This is a genomic window from Bradyrhizobium canariense (assembly GCF_018130465.1).
In the GTDB taxonomy this organism is placed as follows: domain Bacteria; phylum Pseudomonadota; class Alphaproteobacteria; order Rhizobiales; family Xanthobacteraceae; genus Bradyrhizobium; species Bradyrhizobium canariense_C.
The window spans coordinates 114,870-133,971 of sequence record NZ_JAFCKJ010000018.1 but is presented as its reverse complement, the minus strand read 5'-3'; the positions used below and the strand labels follow the sequence as shown (position 1 = coordinate 133,971).

16 protein-coding genes are annotated in these 19,102 nt (G+C 64.2%); 8 read left to right on the top strand and 8 right to left on the bottom strand.

The genetic code is table 11. The features are described 5' to 3' along the window. The first annotated feature begins 246 nt into the window (after positions 1-246). The 5 genes from JQ591_RS32740 to JQ591_RS32720 all read left to right on the top strand — a co-directional run bounded on the left by JQ591_RS32740 (position 247) and on the right by JQ591_RS32720 (position 7,141). The gene (locus tag JQ591_RS32740) at positions 247-1,056 is read left to right on the top strand and encodes a DUF3108 domain-containing protein (RefSeq protein WP_211400133.1); all 810 of its coding nucleotides are present in this window, start codon (positions 247-249) and stop codon (positions 1,054-1,056) included. Between the two features lie 703 nt (positions 1,057-1,759). Beyond that, on the top strand, positions 1,760-5,197 hold the full coding sequence (locus tag JQ591_RS32735) for a helicase-related protein (protein ID WP_211400088.1): 3,438 nt from the start codon (positions 1,760-1,762) through the stop codon (positions 5,195-5,197). A 22-nt stretch (positions 5,198-5,219) separates the two neighbouring features. Next, positions 5,220-5,489, top strand: coding sequence for an RNA-binding S4 domain-containing protein (locus tag JQ591_RS32730; RefSeq protein WP_211400132.1), 270 nt, complete (start codon positions 5,220-5,222; stop codon positions 5,487-5,489). 132 nt (positions 5,490-5,621) lie between these two features. Then, positions 5,622-5,960, top strand: coding sequence for a ferredoxin FdxA (gene fdxA, locus JQ591_RS32725; protein WP_211400087.1), 339 nt, complete (start codon positions 5,622-5,624; stop codon positions 5,958-5,960). A 344-nt stretch (positions 5,961-6,304) separates the two neighbouring features. After that, complete coding sequence (locus tag JQ591_RS32720) at positions 6,305-7,141, top strand: CarD family transcriptional regulator (protein ID WP_211400086.1); 837 nt, start codon at positions 6,305-6,307, stop codon at positions 7,139-7,141. Between the two features lie 114 nt (positions 7,142-7,255). On the opposite strand, the gene JQ591_RS32715 is transcribed toward JQ591_RS32720, so the two are convergent. Genes JQ591_RS32715 through cyoA form a run of 7 tightly spaced genes read right to left on the bottom strand, consistent with a single transcriptional unit; the run spans position 7,256 to position 14,163 of the window. Next, complete coding sequence (locus JQ591_RS32715; RefSeq protein WP_211400085.1) at positions 7,256-7,789, bottom strand: response regulator transcription factor; 534 nt, start codon at positions 7,787-7,789, stop codon at positions 7,256-7,258. After that, positions 7,779-9,158, bottom strand: a complete 1,380-nt coding sequence (locus JQ591_RS32710) for an ATP-binding protein (protein ID WP_211400084.1) — start codon at positions 9,156-9,158, stop codon at positions 7,779-7,781. Before JQ591_RS32710 ends, JQ591_RS32715 begins: the two co-directional genes overlap by 11 nt. After that, positions 9,130-9,990, bottom strand: coding sequence for an SURF1 family protein (locus JQ591_RS32705; protein WP_211400083.1), 861 nt, complete (start codon positions 9,988-9,990; stop codon positions 9,130-9,132). The genes JQ591_RS32710 and JQ591_RS32705 overlap by 29 nt, the downstream gene beginning before the upstream one ends. After that, a complete protein-coding gene (gene cyoD / locus JQ591_RS32700) occupies positions 9,987-10,367 on the bottom strand; it encodes a cytochrome o ubiquinol oxidase subunit IV (protein WP_211400082.1) in 381 nt (126 codons plus the stop codon). The genes JQ591_RS32705 and cyoD overlap by 4 nt, the downstream gene beginning before the upstream one ends. Next, positions 10,364-10,993 carry a cytochrome o ubiquinol oxidase subunit III gene (gene cyoC, locus JQ591_RS32695; RefSeq protein WP_211400081.1) on the bottom strand — a complete coding sequence of 210 codons (630 nt, stop codon included), beginning with the start codon at positions 10,991-10,993 and terminating at the stop codon, positions 10,364-10,366. The genes cyoD and cyoC overlap by 4 nt, the downstream gene beginning before the upstream one ends. Further along, on the bottom strand, positions 10,994-12,991 hold the full coding sequence (gene cyoB, locus JQ591_RS32690; protein WP_211400080.1) for a cytochrome o ubiquinol oxidase subunit I: 1,998 nt from the start codon (positions 12,989-12,991) through the stop codon (positions 10,994-10,996). 11 nt (positions 12,992-13,002) lie between these two features. Beyond that, a complete protein-coding gene (gene cyoA, locus JQ591_RS32685) occupies positions 13,003-14,163 on the bottom strand; it encodes a ubiquinol oxidase subunit II (protein ID WP_211400079.1) in 1,161 nt (386 codons plus the stop codon). Between the two features lie 182 nt (positions 14,164-14,345). Here cyoA and JQ591_RS32680 point away from each other — a divergent pair, with 182 nt between their 5' ends. After that, positions 14,346-15,671, top strand: a complete 1,326-nt coding sequence (locus JQ591_RS32680) for an MFS transporter (RefSeq protein WP_211400078.1) — start codon at positions 14,346-14,348, stop codon at positions 15,669-15,671. A 45-nt stretch (positions 15,672-15,716) separates the two neighbouring features. On the opposite strand, the gene JQ591_RS32675 is transcribed toward JQ591_RS32680, so the two are convergent. Continuing rightward, entirely contained in the window at positions 15,717-16,613 is an 897-nt protein-coding gene (locus JQ591_RS32675) for a LysR family transcriptional regulator (RefSeq protein ID WP_211400077.1), read from the bottom strand. A gap of 242 nt (positions 16,614-16,855) precedes the next feature. Between JQ591_RS32675 and JQ591_RS32670 the strand changes: the two genes are divergently transcribed. Both JQ591_RS32670 and JQ591_RS32665 read left to right on the top strand, forming a co-directional pair. After that, on the top strand, positions 16,856-17,266 hold the full coding sequence (locus tag JQ591_RS32670; protein WP_211400076.1) for a TadE/TadG family type IV pilus assembly protein: 411 nt from the start codon (positions 16,856-16,858) through the stop codon (positions 17,264-17,266). A gap of 1 nt (position 17,267) precedes the next feature. Further along, positions 17,268-18,929 carry a pilus assembly protein TadG-related protein gene (locus JQ591_RS32665; protein WP_211400075.1) on the top strand — a complete coding sequence of 554 codons (1,662 nt, stop codon included), beginning with the start codon at positions 17,268-17,270 and terminating at the stop codon, positions 18,927-18,929. The last annotated feature ends 173 nt before the right edge of the window (positions 18,930-19,102 follow it).

The window sequence follows — 19,102 nt, the reverse complement described above, 5'->3', positions numbered from 1 at the left end:
ATCACCAAAACGGCAATGTTTAAAACGCCTTACCATCACATAAAGGGCGCATTCGCACCCGAAATATCCGGTGGAGTTCCGGAAGCGGACAAGCCCGGACACATTGTTTGCAGTGGTTTTTGGCTTAAGTAACAACCGTTCGCGCCCCGATTGGATTGTTTCGTGCTCACAACGCCTCATCTCGCGCCCGGCCTGCGCTCGACGGAGCCGCGCGCGGCCCGTCCGCGTTCTGCCGGCCGGTTGGCCATGGCGGCCCTCGGTGGGCTGGCCTTGGCGTGGGCGGCGGAGCCCGCAGCGGCGCAAGGCAAGCTCGAGGCGCAATACGAGGCGACGCTGGCCGGCATTCCGGTCGGCAAGGGCGCCTGGAATATCGAGATCCAGGACGACGTGTTCGCGGCCGCTGCCTCCGGCGGCACCTCGGGGCTGCTGAAATCATTCGCGGGCGGGTCCGGCACCGGCGCCTCGCAGGGCCGCGTGGTCAACGGCGCGCTGGTCGCGACCGGCTACCAGGCCTCCACCACCACCTCGAAGAAGACCGAAGAGATCCGCATCACGCTCGACAAGGGCAATGTGAAGGAGTTCGGCATCGTGCCGGAGCCGCCGGTCGATCCCGACCGTATCGTCGTCACCGACGCGCATCGCCGCGGCGTCTGGGACCCGATGACGGCCTCGCTGGTGCGCGTGGCTGGCACCGGCGAGGTGCTGTCGGCGGACGCCTGCCACGGCAGCGCCGCCGTGTTCGACGGCCGCATGCGCTACGAGCTCAAGCTCGATTTCAAGCGCATGGAAACCGTGAAGGCGGAGAAGGGCTATCACGGCCCCGTCGTGGTCTGCTCGCTCTACTTCGTCCCCATTGCCGGCTACATCCCAGACCGCCCCGTGATCAAATATCTCGCCGCCCAGCGCAACATCGAGGTCGCGTTCGCGCCGGTGGCGGGCACGCGCATCCTGGTCCCGTTCTGGCTGAAAGTGCCGACGCCGCTCGGGCCGGCCATGCTGGAAGCAACCTCCTTCATCACCACGGCACAGCCGCCCAGGGTCGCGAAGACGCAGTGAGCCGCGCTGCAGTGGCCCGGCTGCCGTAGCCGTAGCCTGGATAGAGCGCAGCGAAATCCGGGTTTCTTCCTTGCCTTGGCTCCCCCGCATTCCGCTTCGCTCCATACGGGCTACGACCCTGCCGTTTTGGCAAAAATAAATGCAAGTGATTTCAAAGACATGCCTACTGTGCATGGGGTTGTTTTCGCGTTTTTTGCTGGGGAGGGGTCGAGGGCCGGGAATCCATTTGACTCCTTCCCGATTCTGATTCGACTCCGCGCCGTCCCCAGCTTTAGCGAATCCGCCATCGAAACGTCGCTTGTGCGGCGGGGCAAAACTCCATCTAGTACGAAGCCAATAAGCCTCCCGCGACATGTTGCGTGAACGGAACGGGACTCAAGGGGGAGTCAGCGATTCGGCCGCGATTCGTTCTCAACTCGTTCCGAAGCTTAAAGCCAACGGGAAAAGCGTCGCAAAGTGAGACAGTTGCGCGGGATTCGGGGAGGATGCTCCCACACTCTCGGTGTCATCGCCCGGCTTGACCGGGCGATCCAGTACGCCGAGGCGTCTGTGGTTGAGCGGAGAAGCCGCAGCGTACTGGATGCCCCGGTCAAGCCGGGGATGACAGCGGAGAAGCCGCGGCGAGGTGACTTCCAGGCGCTTCGCGCCGTCGCCCCAAAACAGCACTGACATTCGCCCCAATCGCCATTACCTAATCCCCCAGATGCCTTTTTCCTCCTCCCCCTTCGCTTCCGAGCGGCTCCCCGGCGCCGGCGTCACTGCGGTGCTCGGGCCGACCAACACCGGCAAGACCCATCTCGCCATCGAGCGGATGCTCGCGCATCCCTCGGGCATGATCGGGCTGCCGCTGCGCCTGCTCGCGCGCGAGGTCTACAACAAGATCGCCGCGCGGGTCGGCCCCGACGCCGTCGCGCTTGTGACCGGCGAGGAGAAGATCAAGCCGAAATCGCCGCGCTACTGGGTCTCGACCGTCGAGGCGATGCCGCGGGATCTGGACGTCTCGTTCCTCGCCGTCGACGAGGTGCAGATCGCCTCCGACCTCGAACGCGGCCACGTCTTCACCGATCGCATCCTCAACCGCCGCGGCCGCGACGAGACGCTGCTGCTCGGCGCCGCGACGATGCGCCCGATTATCGAGCGGCTGCTACCGGGCGTCTCCATGATCACGCGGCCGCGCCTGTCGCAGCTGGAATTCGCCGGCGATCGCAAGATCACGCGCCAGCCGCGCCGCACCGCCATCGTCGCCTTCTCGGCCGACGAGGTCTACGCCATCGCCGAGCTGATCCGCCGCCAGCATGGCGGCGCCGCCGTGGTGCTGGGCTCGCTCTCGCCGCGCACGCGCAATGCGCAGGTGGCGATGTTCCAGAACGGCGAGGTCGATTACCTCGTCGCCACCGATGCCGTCGGCATGGGCCTCAATCTCGACGTCGACCACGTCGCCTTCGCCTCCGACCGCAAGTTCGACGGTTACCAGTTCCGCCGCCTGACGCCGTCCGAATTCGCCCAGATCGCCGGTCGCGCCGGCCGCGCCACCCGCAACGGAACCTTCGGCACCACCGGCCGCTGCGCGCCATTCGAGCCCGAGCTCGTCAATGCGCTGCAGAACCACACCTTCGACCCCGTGAAGGTTTTGCAATGGCGCAATTCGAAGCTGGATTTCGCCTCGCTGGGCGCGCTCCAGGTGTCGCTGAACCTGGCCCCCGGCCATGAGGCGCTGACGCGCGCGCCGATCGCCGAGGACATGCGCGTGCTCGACCATGCCGCCCGCGACGCCGAGGTGCGCGATGTCGCGCATGGCAAGGATGCGGTGGAACGGCTATGGGAGGCTTGCCAGATCCCGGACTACCGAAAACTGTCGCCGGCCGCCCATGCCGAGCTGGTCACCACGCTGTACGGCTTCCTGATGCGGAAGGGCTGCATCCCCGACGCCTGGTTCAGGACCCAGATCGACCAGGCCGACCGCGTCGACGGCGATATCGACACGCTGTCGGCCCGGATCGCGCAGATTCGCACCTGGACCTTCGTCGCCAACCGTCCCGACTGGCTGAAAGACCCCGAACGCTGGCAGGGGATCGCCCGCGAGATCGAAAATAAATTATCGGATGCGCTCCATGAACGCTTGACTGAGCGTTTCGTTGATCGCCGGACCAGTGTATTGATGCGCCGCCTGCGGGAGAACACGAGCTTGAATACGGAAATCGGCAAGACCGGCGAAGTCATCGTCGAAGGCCATGTCATCGGCCGCCTCGATGGCTTCACCTTTGCACCGGATGCGGCGGAAGCCGGCTCCGATGCGAAAGCGTTGCAGGCTGCAGCGCAGGCCGTGCTCGCCGGCGAGATCAACGCGCGCGCCGAAAAACTGGGCAATGCGCCGGACGAGCAGTTCGTGCTGACCTCGGAAGGCATCATCCGCTGGACCGGCGACGCCGTGGCGCGGCTGTCTGCCGCAGAGGACGCGCTGCATCCGCGCATCCGCATCATCTCCGACGAACGCCTCACGGGCGGTCCCCGCGAGAAGGTGCAGGCCCGGCTCGACCTCTGGCTCAAGACGCATGTCGAAAAGCTGCTCGGGCCGATGTTCGAGCTCAGCAAGGCCGAGGACGTCACCGGCATCGCCCGCGGCATCGCCTATCAGCTCGTCGAGGCGCTCGGCGTGCTGGAGCGCCAGAAGATCGCCAACGAGCTGAAGGACCTCGACCAGCCTTCGCGTGCCGTGCTGCGCAAATACGGCGTCCGCTTCGGCGCCTATCACATCTATTTCCCCGGCCTGCTCAAGCCGGCCGGGCGCGCGCTGGCCGCGCTGCTCTGGGCGCTGAAGCAGGACAATGTCGATCCCTCCGCGCTGTCGGGCGCGCAGCATCTGGCGAGCTCGGGCCGCACCTCGTTCCCGGTCGACAAGCAGCTGCCGCGCGATGCCTATCGCGTGCTCGGCTACAAGCAGGCCGGCGAACGCGCCGTGCGCGTCGACATCCTGGAACGCCTTGCCGATCTGATCCGCCCGGCGCTGGCCTGGCGCGAGAACGCGTCCGGCGAAAAGCCCGCCGGTGCATTCGACGGCCGCAGCTTCGTGGTGACGCAGGCGATGACGTCGCTCACCGGTTCGGCCGGCGAAGACTTTGCGTCCGTGCTGCGCGCGCTCGGCTATCGCATGGACAAGCGTCCGCCGCTGCCGGCGAAGCCCGCTGCGGCTGTTGAGGCGCCTGTTGCTGAAGCCTCCAGCGCAGAGACCCCCGCCGAGACGCAAGCAACCGAAACGCCGGTCGAAGACGGCGCGGCGCCCGCGGACACGGCGATCGAAGCCGCCGCCGAGCCTGTGACCGTCGAAGACGCGCCCGGCATGGAGCAGCACGACGAGCCCGCGCATGACGAGCCGGCGCTCGAAGCTTCCCCTGAGGCTCCCGTCACGCCGGAAGACGCTCCCGGCATCGCGCCACCGGCCGAAGAGGCTGCGGTCCCCGCTGAAGCTGCCGAAACCGCTCCCGCCGAAACCGCGCCTGCAGAGACCGCTGCAACCGAAGCCGCCGCGTCGGCCGATGCCGCTGCGCCTGCGGAGGCCGCGGCCACGCCCGCCGAGCCCGAGCTCATCGAGGTCTGGCGTCCGGGCGGCCGTCACGACGAACGCAAGCCGCGCCACGAGCGCCATCGCAACCAGCGTCATCACCAGCCGCGTCCGCAGGCGGCTGCTGAAGCAGGCACTGCTCCTGCCGAAGGCGAAGCCGCGCAGGCCGCCGACGGCGAGAAGCGCGGTGAGCGCCATCGCCATGGCGGCGGTCATCGCAGGGATTCTGGTCGCGATGGCGGCAGAGACTTCCGCAAGCCGCGCGAAGGTGGCGGCGAAGGCGCGCCGCGTCCGGAGGGGCAGGGACGCGACGACAAGAACCGCAGCTTCCAGGGTCGAGATCAAGGCAAGGACCGCGACAACAAGGATCGCAACAAGGGCAAGTTCGGCGGCGATCGCGACAAGGGCCGCGACAACCGTGGCCGCGACCGCGACAAGGGCCGCGACCGCCAGGGCGGGCCCTCGCTGCGACCCTACGCATCGAGCGCCAACCCGCGCGAGCGCGATCGTCCGGTCGATCCGAACTCGCCGTTCGCAAAGCTCGCTGCGCTGAAGGAGCAGCTGTCCGGGCGTAAGGAGTGATCCCACGACCGAGCGGCAGCGCATCGACAAATGGCTGTGGCACGCGCGGGTGGTGAAGGCGCGCACCTCTGCCGCCGAGCTTGTCGAGTCCGGCCATGTTCGCGTCAACGGCGCACGCGAGAAAGCGCCGGGGCATGCGATCAAGATCGGCGACGTGCTCACCATCGCGCTCGATCGCACCGTGCGCGTCTTGAAAGTTGTCGCCTTCAACGAGCGCCGCGGCGATGCCGCCTCGGCCCGTGTGCTCTACGAAGAGCTGAGCGAAGGCCATCCGAATTCTCAGCGCAATTAATTGCGCTTTGAATTCATTTCTTGGTCGATCAAGCGCATAAAGCCGTCATGATCGACCGTTCCTGAGCTTGCGGCGCCGGGCCATCCGCGCTACGCAAGCCGCGACTTTTAAAAGAGCTTTTCGGAGCGTTGGATGACTTACGTCGTCACTGAAGCCTGCATCAAGTGCAAGTACACCGACTGCGTCGAGGTCTGCCCGGTCGACTGTTTCTACGAGGGCGAGAACATGCTCGTCATCCATCCTGACGAGTGCATCGATTGCGGCGTGTGCGAGCCGGAATGCCCCGCCGACGCCATCAAGCCGGACACGGAACCGGGCCTGGAAAAGTGGCTCACGGTCAACGCCGACTACGCCAAGAGCTGGCCGAACATCACCCAGAAGAAAGAATCACCCGCCGACGCCAAGGAATTCGACGGCGTGGAGGGCAAGTTCGACAAGTATTTCTCCTCGAACCCCGGCTCCGGCGACTAATTCGGACCAAACTTAACCCTAATAGCGGCGTTATCGCCGAAAACCAGCCCTTAAGACCCCTAAATCATTGATTTTTGCGGGAAATGTGCTATATTGGGCACATTGAGCCGAACCCTGGTTAGCCCCGTCGGCCCCGTTGGGTTCCCGTGAAACCAAATGTCGAACAGGGGCGTGGCAGTTTCCGCGCGCAGGCTGTGTCACAGAAAACGCGTAAAAAGAGTACTTCAGCGAAGGCTTCCCATAAGGACGCCAAGAAAGTCGCCGCGGCCAGCCGTAGCGCATCCAAGGGTCGGACCGCGACGAAGGCGCCGGCTGCAAAGTCCTCGAAGAACAAAAGAAGCGCAATGCCTAACAAGACTGCCAAGCCGGCCGCGAAAGCGACCGTTGCCAAGCCTGTTGCTGCCAAGCCTGTTGTTGCCAAGGCACCCGCCGCCAAGGCTCCCGCTGCAAAGCCCGCCGCGCCGAAGGCTCCTGTTGCTGCTGCTCCTGCCAAGGCCCCTGTCGCTGCTGCCAAGCCGGCCGTGAAGCCCGTGGCTGCTGCGCCCAAGGTCGAGGAAAAGAAGGTCGTCACCCAGCGTCAGGGCTTCAAGGCCAACGAATTCGTCGTCTATCCCGCTCACGGCGTCGGCCAGATCCTGGCCATCGAGGAGCAGGAGATCGCCGGCGCGAAGCTCGAGCTGTTCGTCATCAACTTCATCAAGGACAAGATGACGCTGCGCGTGCCGACCGCCAAGGTCGCCAATGTCGGCATGCGCAAGCTGTCAGAGCCCGCGCTGGTGAAGCGTGCGCTCGAGACACTCAAGGGCCGTGCCCGCGTCAAGCGCACCATGTGGTCGCGGCGCGCCCAGGAATACGAAGCGAAGATCAATTCGGGCGACATCGTCGCGATCGCGGAAGTCGTGCGCGACCTCTATCGCTCCGAGTCGCAGCCCGAGCAGTCCTACAGCGAACGCCAGCTCTATGAAGCAGCGCTCGACCGTCTCTCCCGCGAGATCGCGGTGGTGCAGCACTCGACCGAGACCGAAGCGGTCAAGGAGATCGAGGCCCAGCTCGCCAAGAGCCCGCGCCGCACCGGAGCCAAGTCGGAAGCCGCCGAAGGCGAGGCCGATACGGATGCCGAGGGCGATAGCGACGAGACCGATGGCGACGGCGGCGCCACGGTCGCCGACGAGGCGGCGTAAGCGTCCCGCGCGTTCATCGCAACAGATCAAAAGCCCGGCCGGTTGGCCGGGCTTTTTGTTTGGTGCGTCGTAAGGGCGCGCTCAACAAACTCGATGTCGACCCGACGAAAGAACTCACTTCACCGGCCGCTTCTCGAGCTTCCGCGCCAGCGTCCGCCGATGCATCCCGAGCCGCCGTGCTGCTTCCGAGATGTTGAAATCGGTCTCGATCAGGGTCTGGTGGATACGTTCCCATTCCAGCGTCTTGATCGAGGTCGGCCGGGCATCGAGCGCGACCTCGGCGTTGCCTGCGGCCTTGTTGAAGGCGGCCTCGATGTCGTCGGTGTTCGACGGCTTTGCCAGATAGTGGCAAGCGCCGAGCTTGATGGCCTCGACGGCGGTGGAGATGCTGGCAAAGCCCGTCAGCACCACGATCAGCATCTCCGGATCGTGCGTGTGCAAAAGCTCGACGCAGGCGAGGCCCGAGGCGCCGCCGAGCTTGAGGTCGACGACGGCATAGCCGAACGATCGTTCCTCCAGAACTTTCCGCACGTCCTCGATCGAGGCGGCGAGCACGACCTCGTAGCCGCGGCGCTCGAACGAACGCTTCAGGGTGCGCGCGAAGCCGGCATCGTCCTCGACGACGATGAGCGAACGGTCAGGCGTCAAAGCTGCCTCCGATCGCGAGCGTTGCGAGCGGCAGCGTGAGGCGGACGGTGGCGCCGCGCTTCCTGTGGTTCTCGGCGGTCACGCTGCCGCCGAGCTTGCGCACCACGTTCACCACCAGGAACAGGCCGAGCCCGCCGCCGGCGCGGCCCTTGCTCGACTGATAGGGTTTTCCGAGCTGTGCCAGCATTTCCGGCGCAAAGCCGGGACCGCGATCGCTGATCGACAGCACGAGATTATCGCCCTCGCGCTCGGCAACGAGCTCGACCCAGTCGCGCGAGACCTCGTAGGCGTTGTCGAGCACATTGAAGATCACCTGCTTCAGCGCCACGTCCGAGACGATCGCGATGTCCTCGCCGAAGGTGTTGACGAAATACAGCGTGCGCGCCGAGCGCGCGTCGCGCCATTCTTCCACCAGCGCGGTGACGAAAGCCGTCACCGTCGTCGGCGACGACCCTTCGCCGCGGGCTTCGCCCGCCGACACCAGGATGCCTGTCACGATCGACTTGCAGCGCTGCAGCGAGGTCTCCATCTCAGCCAGATCCTCGGCCAGCTCCTGATCGGCGGCGAGGTCGGGCATGCGGCGCCAGTCGCCGAGGATGACCGAGAGCGAGGCGAGCGGCGTGCCGAGCTCGTGAGCCGCGCCGGAGGCGAGCAGGCCCATGCGCACGATGTGATCCTGCTCGGCCGCATGCTGGCGCAGCGCCGCCAGATGCGCGTCGCGCTCACGCAAATTCCTGTTGATGCGGGTCACGAACACCACCAGCAGCACGGCGTTGAGCACGAAGCCCAGCAGCATGCCCGTGACCGTGAGGCTGTAGGTCTCGCTGATCGGATTCGGCGGCAGATCGAGCGGCCGATAGGCGACCGTCAGCCAGACGAAGCTCGCGCAGGTCAACGCGACCAGCGACCAGGTCGAGCGGCCATCGAGCAGCACCGCGCCCAACGTCACCTGGAGCAGGAATAGCGAGGTGAAGGGATTGGTGGCGCCGCCGCTGAGATAGAGCTGCGCGGTCAGCGCGGCGACGTCCAGCATCAGGGCGACCAGCAGCTCGTTGTTGGTGATCGCGGCGCGATGGCGCACCCAGACGAGGCTGGAGACGTTGAGAAAGACCAGTGCGCCGATCACCGCGCCCATGCGGGTGAGGGGCAGGGGAATGCCGAGCCAGGCGTGCACGCCGCCGATCGTCACGATCTGGCCGACCACTGCAATCCAGCGCAGCTGGATCAGCAGCGCCATGTTCTTGCGGTTGGTCTCGTCGTCGGTTGGCGCAGCGCCGATCAGCTCGCTGCGCGCGTCCGCCTGCGATTGCAGCGTGACGGCGCCATGCGTTCTTCCGTCGTCAGGTGGGCTCGACGATCGTTCCAGCATCTGATCCCGTCCTGCGGGCGGCAGCATCGGAGCCGCCGGCCGGTTCGTGGACGAAGCCGCTCCAGGGCTTCTTGCGGCGGAACAGCCCGCCGCCGAATGTGACGAAAAGCCCGCCGGCCAGCATGAAAGCCAGGGCAAACCACGTCAGCGCATAGATCAGGTGGTTATTGGGAAAGCTGATCACGGTCAATCCGCCGGTTGGACCGCTGCCGGATTGTGATCCGGCGTCGGCATCGACGAAGAACGGCGCGACGTGGTCGAGGCCGCGTGCCGCTGCAATCGCGGCGACATCCCGCGAATACCAGCGATTGTGCTGGGGCACGTTGTTCCTGAGGAATCCGCCTTTTGGCTCCGTCACGCGCAAGAGGCCGGTGATCTCGACCTGGCCTTGCGGATTGCCGTCCCGGCGCGTCGATGCGTCGCGCCGCTCGGACGGCACGAAGCCGCGGTCGACCAGGACCAGCGTGCCGTCGTCGCGCTTGAGTGGCGTCATCACCCAATAGCCGGGGCCTAGCTCGGTGACGGCCTGAACCAGCGTCTCGCGGTCATGCAGGAAGCGTCCGGTGACGCGGACATGCCTGTATTCGTCGGCTGCGGCGGACACCGCAGGCCAAGAAGCGGACGAGGGGATCGGCTGGGCCGGGGCGTGAACGCGCTGCTCGACGCGGTCGATCAGCGCCAGCTTCCAGGCGCGGCGCTCGATCTGCCAGATGCCGAGCGCGATCAGGAGCACGAAGGCCGTGAGCGAGAGGACCGTGAGCCACAAGGACGGACGCGCAGCGTCGCCGCGCGCCCCGATTGCCTTGCTCGTCGCGGTCCGGGTTTCGGTCACTTCATCCCGGTCATCTGGTGGATCGGCATCATGTTGCTGTTGAGGTGGTTCATCACCCACAGCGAACCGGACAGCGCGATCACCACCATGACGATGGTGAAGATCAGCGCCATCATGCTCCAGCCGTTCTCGGACGTCGTGTTCATGTGCAGGAAGTAGATCATGTGCACGACGATCTGCACGACCGCGAAGGCCATGATGACGAGCGCGGTGATCTGCTTGCTCGGAAGCGCGCCGCTCATCACCAGCCAGAACGGGATCGCGGTGAGCACGACCGAGAGCACGAAGCCGAGCATGTAGGTCGAGAACGAGCCGTGAGCGTGGCTATCGCCGTGGTGATGATCGTCCGCGTGGGCGGCGTGAGTATCGGTGTTCATCGCAGAACTCCCAGGAGATAGACGAAGGTGAAGACACCGATCCAGACCACGTCGAGGAAGTGCCAGAACATCGACAGGCACATCAGGCGGCGGCGGTTGGCCTCGATCAGGCCGAACTTCCAGACCTGCACCATCAGGGTCACCAGCCAGATCAGGCCGCAGCTGACGTGCAGGCCGTGGGTGCCGACCAGGGTGAAGAAGGCGGACAGGAAGGCGCTGCGCTGCGGCGTCGCGCCCTCATGGATCATGTGGGCGAACTCGGACAGCTCGATGCCGATGAAGGCGGCGCCGAACAGGCCGGTGATCGCCAGCCACATCTGGGTCTGGCCGATCTTGTTCTGCTGCATCGTCAACATGGCGAAGCCGTAGGTGATCGACGACAGCAGCAGCATCGAGGTGTTCACCGCGACCAGCGGCAGCTCGAACAAATCCTTCGGCGCCGGGCCGGCGGCGTAGTTGCCGCCGAGCACGCCGAAGGTGGCGAACAGGATCGCGAAGATGAGGCAGTCGCTCATCAGATAGATCCAGAAGCCGAGCGAAGTGCTGTAGCCTTCCGGATGCGGGTGTTCGTCGGCGAGGTAGAAGACCGGCTCGCCGGTTTGCGTGGGATTGACAGCGACAGTCATTTACTTGGCTCCGGCGAGCAGTTTGGTGCGCGCGTCTTCGGCCCGGATGACGTCGTCGGCCGGAATGTCGAAATCGCGGTGATAGTTGAAGGTGTGACCGATGCCGACGGCGAGCATCGCGATGAAGCTCGCGGCCGCAAGCCACCAGATGTACCAGATCAGGCCGAACCCCATCGCGGTGGCAAAGCCGGCGAGGATGATGCCGGTGCCGGTGCTGCTGGGCATGTGGATCGGCTTGAACCCGGTGAGCGGGCGCTGATAGCCGCGCTTCTTCATGTCCCACCACGCGTCATTGTCGTGAACGACGGGGGTGAAGGCGAAGTTGTAGTCCGGCGGCGGCGAGGAGGTCGCCCATTCCAGCGTGCGCGCGTCCCAGGGATCGCCGGTGACGTCCTTGAGCTGCTCGCGCCTGAGGAAGCTGACGGCGAACTGCATCAACATCGAGAGGATGCCGAGGAAGACCAGGAAGGCGCCAATGCCGGCGACGATGAACCAGATCTGCAGGCTCGGGTCGTCGAACACACGGAGCCGGCGGGTCACGCCCATCAGGCCGAGCACATAGAGCGGCATGAAGGCGAGGTAGAAGCCGGTGACCCAGAACCAGAACGACAGCTTGCCCCAGAACGGGTCGAGCTTGAAGCCGAACGCCTTCGGGAACCAGTAGCCGATACCGGCGAACGCGCCGAACACGACGCCGCCGATGATCACGTTGTGGAAGTGCGCGATCAGGAACAGGCTGTTGTGCAGGACGAAGTCGGCCGGCGGCACCGCGAGCAGCACGCCGGTCATGCCGCCGAGCACGAAGGTCAGCATGAACGCGATCGTCCACATCATCGGCAGCTCGAAGCGGATGCGGCCGCGATACATCGTGAACAGCCAGTTGAACATCTTCGCGCCCGTCGGGATCGAGATGATCATCGTGGTGATGCCGAAGAACGAGTTGACGCTGGCGCCCGACCCCATCGTGAAGAAGTGGTGCAGCCAGACCAGGTACGACAGGATGGTGATGACCACCGTGGCGTAGACCATCGAGGTGTAGCCGAACAGCCGCTTGCCCGAGAAGGTCGAGGTCACTTCCGAGAAGATGCCGAAGGCGGGGAGAACCAGGATGTAGACCTCGGGATGACCCCAGATCCAGATCAGGTTCACGTACATCATCGGGCTGCCGCCGAAATCGTTCGTGAAGAAGTTGGTGCCGACGTAGCGGTCGAGCGAGAGCAGCGCGAGCACGACGGTCAGAACCGGGAAGGAAGCGACGATCAGCACGTTGGTGCAGAGCGCGGTCCAGGTGAACACCGGCATCCGCATCATGGTCATGCCGGGGCACCGCAGCTTGACGATGGTGCAGATCAGGTTGATGCCGGACAGTGTCGTTCCGACGCCCGCGACCTGTAGTCCCCATATGTAATAGTCGACGCCGACATCCGGACTGTAGCCGATGTTCGACAGCGGCGGATAAGCGAGCCAGCCGGTGCGGGCGAATTCGCCGATGAACAGCGAAGCCATCACCAGCACCGCGCCGCCGACCGTCATCCAGAAGCTGAAATTGTTCAGGAACGGGAACGACACGTCGCGCGCACCGATCTGGAGCGGCACCACGAAGTTCATCAGGCCGGTGACCAGCGGCATCGCCACGAAGAAGATCATGATCACGCCGTGGGCGGTGAAGACCTGGTCGTAGTGATGGGAGTTGAGATAGCCCTCCGAGCCGCCGAAGGCGAGTGCCTGCTGCAACCGCATCATCAGCGCGTCGGCGAAGCCGCGCAGCAGCATCACGATGCCGAGGATCATGTACATGATGCCGATGCGCTTGTGGTCGACGCTGGTGAACCACTCGCTCCAGAGATAACCCCAGAGACGGAAATAGGTCAGGCCGGCGAGCATGACGAGGCCGCCGGTCGCCACCACCGCGAAGGTGCCGACGACGATCGGCTCGTGCAGCGGCAGCGATTCGATGGTGAGCCGGCCGAAGATGAGCTTGAGAAGATCAGGAGACATGCGGGATCTCTTTACGAATCTGACTTCGGACGTTGTCCGAGGAAGAAGGACGAGGACTTCAGCGGCGTGAAAGTCGGCCGCTTCAAGCCGGCGCCGAGCAGCGGCGCGGTGTCGACAGGTGCCGTGATGGAGGCGGTGGTCTTGCCCTGCGGCGCATCGGGCGTGCAGGTGCCGGCGACGAAGGTCGGCTCCGGCCCAAGCGCCGTGCCGCGGCGGGCGTACTTGTCGTAAGCCAGCGGCAGCGTGTTGTTCAGGCCCTCGTGGCCGAGGCCGCCCTTGGCGTCGATCGCCATCATCTCGCTCTGGCACATCTTGCCGGTCTCGACGCACATGTTGAGGATCAGGCGGTAGAGATCGGAATCGACGGTGCCGTAGCGCCGCACCGGCTCGTTCTGGCTGGGTTTTTCGAGCTGGAGATATTCGGCGCGGCCGAGCGAGCCGCCGCCGGACTTGGCGCTGGCGATCCAGGCATCAAAGCCCTTGTCGTCGAGGCCCTGGAAGTTGAAATGCATGCCGGAGAAGCCGGCGCCGCTGTAGTTCGCCGAAAAGCCCCGGTAGCTGCCGGCGTGGTTCACGACGGCGTGGAGCTTGGTCTCCATGCCTGGCATCGCGTAGATCTGGCCGGCCAGCGCGGGGATGTAGAACGAGTTCATCACCGAGGAGGCGGTGATGCGGAAGTTGATGGGACGATCGACCGGAGCCGCCAGATCGTTGACGGTGGCGATGCCGTAGTCCGGATAGATGAAGAGCCATTTCCAGTCGAGTGCGACGACGTCGACCTCGAGCGGGGCCTTGGACTGATCCACAGCGCGGTCGGCATGGATGCGGCCGAGCGCGCGATAGGGGTCGAGCAGATGCGTGCCCATCCAGGTCAGCGCGCCCAGGCAAACGATGATCAAAAGCGGCGCCGACCAGATCACCAGCTCGAGGCTGGTCGAGTGGTCCCATTCCGGCTCGTAGCGGGCCTCGGTGTTGGACTGGCGGTAACGCCAGGCGAACAGCACCGTCAGCGCCATCACCGGGACGACGATCAGGAGCATCAGGACGGTGGAGATGATGACGAGGTCGCGCTGTTGCGCCGCGATATCGCCGGCCGGCGCCAGCACGACGTAGTTGCAGCCGCTGAGCGCAACTGCCAGGGGTAGCAGCGCCAGAATCTTGAAACGGGACACGGGCCGAGCCTTATGAGAATGAGTTTCCTTTGCGGGGCCAAGGGGTAGCTGCGGCGCAGCAATTCGGACATTGGACAATTTGTCCAATGTTGCAGTGCGGGATGTTGCGCCAGACATGGCTAGATTGCCTGGCGCCTCGCCGGGCGGTCGGCTTTGGTTTTCAGGACGTTAAGGGCGCACGAATGGCGACGGCACAGACCCCCGCAATGGCAGACCACTCGGGCGAGCACGGCCACGACCAGGCCAGTCCCGGCGAGATCGCCATCGGCGTCATCATCGGCCGCACCTCGGAATTCTTCGACTTCTTCGTCTTCGCGATCGCCTCGGTGATCGTCTTCCCGCGCCTGGTGTTCCCGTTCACGAGCGAACTGACCGGCACCCTTTATTCCTTCATGATCTTCGCGCTGGCCTTCGTGGCCCGGCCGATCGGCACCGTCATTTTCATGACGGTCGATCGCGAGTACGGCAAGACGGCCAAGCTGATCTCGGCGCTGTTCCTGCTCGGCACCGCCACCGTCGCGATCGCGTTCCTGCCCGGCTATCACGAGATCGGCGTTGCGGCGATCTGGCTGCTGGCGCTGGCGCGCATCGCGCAGGGTCTGGCCTGGGGCGGCGCCTGGGACGGGATGGCCTCGCTGCTGGCGCTGAACGCGCCGCCTTCAAAGCGCGGCTGGTACGCAATGGTGCCGCAGCTTGGCGCGCCGCTCGGTCTGATCGTGGCGAGCGGGCTGTTCGCCTATTTTGCCGGGAATCTCTCGGCCGACGATTTCTTCGACTGGGGCTGGCGCTACCCGTTCTTCGTCGCCTTCGCCATCAACGTCGTGGCGCTGTTCGCGCGCCTGCGCATGGTGACGACGGAAGAATATGCCTCGCTGTTCGAGACCCGCGAATTGCAGCCCTCGCGCATCTCCGAGACCGTGGCGCGCGAAGGCCAGAACATCATGCTCGGCGCGTTTGCGCCGCTGGCAAGCTTCGCGCTGTTCCACATGGTCACGGTGTTTCCGCTGTCCTGGGTTTTCCTGTTCACCCGCGAAAGCCCGGTGCGCTTCCTGATCATCGAGATCGTCGCGGCCGTGTTCGGCGTCGGCGCGATCGTGCTGTCCGGCGTCATCGCCGACCGCGTCGGCCGCAAGTCGCTGCTGATGGGATCGGCGATCGCGATCGCGATCTACAGCGGCTTTGCCCCGCAGCTGCTCGATGCCGGCGCGTTCGGCGAGACCATCTACATGGTGATCGGCTTCATCCTGCTCGGCCTGTCGTTCGGCCAGTCGTCGGGTGCGATCGCCTCGAACTTCAAGCAGGCGTACCGCTACACGGCCTCGGCGCTGACATCCGATATGGCGTGGCTGTTTGGCGCCGGTTTCGCACCGCTGGTGGCGCTTCTGCTTGCGACCAATCTCGGCGTCATCGCCTCGGGTGCGTACCTGCTGTCAGGCGCGTTCTGGACCCTGCTCGCGCTCTGGCTCAGCGGCCAGCGCGAGGCCGGCGATATGGATGCGGGCGGTTGAGCCCTTTCGCCGGCGATCGATTGGCGTGCAGCGGGTTGAAAAGACTCATCCGCTTGAGCTGGCCTGATGCCCAGCTGCAGGTGAGTTGCCACTCAATGCCGCGAGAAGCGAGGAAAGGCGCCTTGCCAGCTGTTTGACGTCGGTAGTCGTCAAGCCTTCTCGAATACATACGACACCACGAAACGGTGCGAGGGCTGGAAGATAGTAATCTCTCGATTTCACCATGCTTGAAGGAACCAGCGCGCTGGGCATGGCCGATATGCCCAAGCCAGCCATGATGGCTCTTTCGCGAACGGCCGAATCGGAGCTTCGAAGTACGATCCGGTATGCAATTCCGCTCTGATCCAGCGGGTCAAGCATCCAGCTGTCCTCAGGGGGACTGACGACCGGCACCGGCGCGCCGGGTCGCGTGACGAAGTCTCGAGACTTGACCCAGCTTGTTTCGAACACGACTTCGTCGACGATCAAGCGTTCGATCTCCGTGTCGGAGATGTCGTGCAGGAACAGGCATGCGACGTCGACAAATCCCTCGCGGAGACCCCGTCGGATCTCGCTGGAATGCTCGGCCAGAAGGAAGAGGGTGGAAAGATCCTCGCGGCTGAAATCATCGAAGAGCGCCTTTGCCAATAGCTGGCTCACGCCGAGGCGGCGCGCGGTGGCCTTGTCCGATCCCCCCAGCCGGAGAAGCTGGTCATTGGCGTCGATGATTCGACGGGCCTGCAGAAGTGCGAGCTTGCCGAGCTCGGTCAGGACCGTTCCGTTTGCGGTCCGCGTGAACAGCTCGCCGCCGACGAGCCCCTGGAGCCGCTTCACCTGAGCGCTGATCGCGGGCTGGCTGAGAAACAGCCTCTCGGCAGCCTTCGACATGCTGCCCGTTTCAGCAATGGCGACGACCGTCCGCACAATTTCCATAGGGATATTGAGGGGCTGGTGTCGAAGCATCCGGTCTCCTGCAATCGAGCTTGATCGCGACTTGTCTCTCAGCTCGGTGATGCGCTGTCCACTTTGTACAATTTTCGTAGCTCTTTAGTTAAACCCGCTGCGCGTCGCCGACGGCGCCGCTTGAGCCGAATTTATGGCTCTATAAGTATCTATACATCCCTCAACCTCCACGAGATTCAACTATACGCTTCGTAAAAGCGCCTTCGTCAAGCTACGGAGATTCGAGCAGGGGGCCGTGTCGAATGCGTTTTCCTTCCAATCAGAGCGGAGCATCGGCCGTCGAGTTCGCCATTTTGCTTCCGGTGTTCTTGGCAATCATCTTCGGTATCGTGGTATTCGGATCCTATCTCACGATGGTCCACGGTGTTCAGCAGCTAGCAGCCGAGGCGGCGCGAACATCGATAGCAGGCTTGACCAACAGCGAGCGCAATAGCCTTGCAACTTCGTATGTCACGACCAACGTCGCCGGCTATCCTCTGCTTGAGGCCACGAAAGTCAATGTGATTGCCGCCCCATCCGGTTCAGACCCGAATGTCTACGTCGTAACGGTCCAGTACGACGCGTCGTCAAACTTTATATTCACCTTACCGTTCACACCGCCGATGCCCTTCCCGATAACGCGGTCGGCGGTAATCCCATACGGAGGGTTCTAGGATGAGAGGCGACTCCGTCATTCGTCGCTTTGGCGCCGATAGTTCGGGCAACTTCACGATCATGGGTGCGGGGCTCATGACGCTCGTCATCGGCTGCACCGCCCTCGCTGTCGACGTCGGCGCAATCTTCGCCGACAGGAGAAAGGCGCAGAGTGCGGCCGATCTTGCCGCGATCATCGCGGCAAGCAATCTCAGCAACGCCTACAATGCAGCATCCGCAACCGTCGTGAAGAACAAATACTCGACCAGTTCGCTCGTTGCCGTCGACCTCGGTACCTATACTCCGAATTCTGCCGTATCACCGCAGGCCCGCTTCGTGACGCCCGCGACCGGATCAGCAAACGCGGCGCGGGTCACGCTGAAGACCCAGACGCCGCTCTATTTCGCGCGCTATTTCACCGGCACCAGCGAGTTCACGATCACCACGACGGCGACAGCTTCCAGCACTGCTTTGGCCTCATTCGCAATCGGTTCGCGACTGGCCTCGATCAATGGCGGTCTTCTGAACGCCATGCTGGGCAGCATGCTCGGCACCAGCCTGTCTCTGTCGGCGATGGACTACCAGTCGTTGATCAATGCCAGGATCGACGCCTTCGACTTCGCCTCCGCGCTGGCGACACGCTTGAGCCTCACAGGCGTGACGTACAGCAGCATTCTAACGGGCAACATCAAGATGTCTGACGCAATCGCCGCAGCCCTTGCCACGCAGCAGGCCACCAACGGGCCAAGCCAGGCGACAATTGCGCTATCGACCATATCGCAGGCTGTATCCAGCCTCTCGACCAAGGTCAACCTCGCCTCGCTGATCGATCTCGGCCCGTATAACGGCCTCACCGTCGGCCAGAAGCCGAAGGTCGGCGCCAGCGTCTCGGTGTACAGCCTACTGTCGGCGATCGCGGAAGTGGCCAATGGCACACATCAGATCGCGACATCGGTCAATCTCGGACTACCCGGTATCTTGAACGCCAGCCTGGTCGCGACGATCGGCGAAAGGCCGGTCGGGTCGGGATGGGTGGCGGTCGGCGCGGAGGGCGCGAGCGTTCACACCGCCCAGACCAGAATCCTGCTCACCGTGCAAGTCGGAGGAAGTGGCATCGTTCCGACGGTCAATCTTCCGCTCTATGTCGAGATTGCCCAGGGGACAGCCGCACTCAACGTTGTTTCCTGCAGTCATCCGGACGTCAGCAATTCGACGGTCACGCTCGGCGTGACGCCCGGCATTGTCGACGCCTGGATTGGGAATGTATCCATGGCCGACATGACGAACTTCACCAGCAAGCCAAACCCGCCGGCGGCGGTCCTGGTCAGCGTGAGTGGGCTGAACGTATCCGGCCGTGCGCATGCGGCGATGGGCAATACGACGGCGACGCCGGTGACCTTCACCTATGTCGACATCCAGTCTCAGTTGGCGAAGACGGTGTCGACGCGAAACTTCACGTCGTCGTTGACGTCCAGCCTGTTGGGCGACCTGTCGCTCAGTGTTAGTGGCGTCGGCCTTCCGATTCCAGGCCTGACGTCGGCGGTCAGCGGCACCCTGGCCGGAGCCACCAGTTCGATCGATCAACTCATCGTCTCCACCTTGTCGACACTCGGCGTTGGAGTCGGTCAAGCCGATGTCTGGGTTTCCGGAATCCGCTGCGACGGCGCGGTGCTCGTCAACTAGCTTCCTTTGCCGGGCTGCGTTCGACTTGGTCGAGCGTCATGTTGCTGCGGCGCACTTGCGATCGACGGCTTTGCGCGATCTGAATGGGGCATAACGGATGCTGATGAAGCCCTGCGCCTAGTCGTTAGCTTAGACGATGATTGCAATCACATGACCGCTATGGGGGATGATGC

What these genes read in the sequence shown, in the direction of transcription:
- JQ591_RS32740 (WP_211400133.1), top strand. Translation starts at nt 247, where the DNA reads ATGGCGGCCCTCGGTGGGCTGGCCTTGGCGTGGGCGGCGGAGCCCGCA.
- JQ591_RS32735 (WP_211400088.1), top strand. Translation starts at nt 1,760, where the DNA reads ATGCCTTTTTCCTCCTCCCCCTTCGCTTCCGAGCGGCTCCCCGGCGCC.
- fdxA (WP_211400087.1), top strand. Translation starts at nt 5,622, where the DNA reads ATGACTTACGTCGTCACTGAAGCCTGCATCAAGTGCAAGTACACCGAC.
- JQ591_RS32720 (WP_211400086.1), top strand. Translation starts at nt 6,305, where the DNA reads ATGCCTAACAAGACTGCCAAGCCGGCCGCGAAAGCGACCGTTGCCAAG.
- JQ591_RS32710 (WP_211400084.1), bottom strand. Translation starts at nt 9,158, where the DNA reads ATGCTGGAACGATCGTCGAGCCCACCTGACGACGGAAGAACGCATGGC.
- cyoD (WP_211400082.1), bottom strand. Translation starts at nt 10,367, where the DNA reads ATGAACACCGATACTCACGCCGCCCACGCGGACGATCATCACCACGGC.
- cyoC (WP_211400081.1), bottom strand. Translation starts at nt 10,993, where the DNA reads ATGACTGTCGCTGTCAATCCCACGCAAACCGGCGAGCCGGTCTTCTAC.
- cyoB (WP_211400080.1), bottom strand. Translation starts at nt 12,991, where the DNA reads ATGTCTCCTGATCTTCTCAAGCTCATCTTCGGCCGGCTCACCATCGAA.
- JQ591_RS32680 (WP_211400078.1), top strand. Translation starts at nt 14,346, where the DNA reads ATGGCGACGGCACAGACCCCCGCAATGGCAGACCACTCGGGCGAGCAC.
- JQ591_RS32675 (WP_211400077.1), bottom strand. Translation starts at nt 16,613, where the DNA reads ATGCTTCGACACCAGCCCCTCAATATCCCTATGGAAATTGTGCGGACG.
- JQ591_RS32670 (WP_211400076.1), top strand. Translation starts at nt 16,856, where the DNA reads ATGCGTTTTCCTTCCAATCAGAGCGGAGCATCGGCCGTCGAGTTCGCC.
- JQ591_RS32665 (WP_211400075.1), top strand. Translation starts at nt 17,268, where the DNA reads ATGAGAGGCGACTCCGTCATTCGTCGCTTTGGCGCCGATAGTTCGGGC.